The organism is Nocardia asiatica NBRC 100129 (assembly GCF_000308415.1).
GTDB classification, from domain to species: domain Bacteria; phylum Actinomycetota; class Actinomycetes; order Mycobacteriales; family Mycobacteriaceae; genus Nocardia; species Nocardia asiatica.
On record NZ_BAFS01000327.1, the window covers coordinates 1 to 440 of the forward strand.

General features: G+C 68.6%; 1 protein-coding gene. It reads left to right on the plus strand.

What is annotated here, in order from left to right:
* Positions 1-130: 130 nt before the first annotated feature.
* The coding region (locus ON27_RS29220; RefSeq protein WP_218003052.1) for an IPT/TIG domain-containing protein at positions 131-440 on the plus strand (310 nt) is incomplete at its 3' end.

The window sequence follows — 440 nt, forward strand, 5'->3', positions numbered from 1 at the left end:
GGTGAACTTCGGTGCCACACCGGCGACCTCGTTCACGGTCGACTCCGACACCCAGATCACCGCCGTGTCTCCGGCGGGGACCGGGACGGTGCAGGTCACCGCCACCACCCCCGGTGGGACCACGAACGGTTTGGCCTTCACTTACATTCCGGTACCCGCCGTCACCACGGTGGTGCCGAATGTCGGGCCGGCGACCGGCGGCACCACCGTGGTCGTCACCGGAACCGGTCTGACCGGTGCCACAGCGGTCAATTTCGGCGCCACACCAGCGGCGTCGTTCACGGTGAACTCCGATACGCAGATCACCGCCGTGTCTCCGGCGGGGACGGGAACCGTGCAGCTGACGGTGACCACCGCGGGCGGGACGAGTAACGGCGTGGCCTTCACTTTCGTCGCGGCGCCTGCCCTGACCACGGTGGTGCCGAATGTGGGCCCGGTGA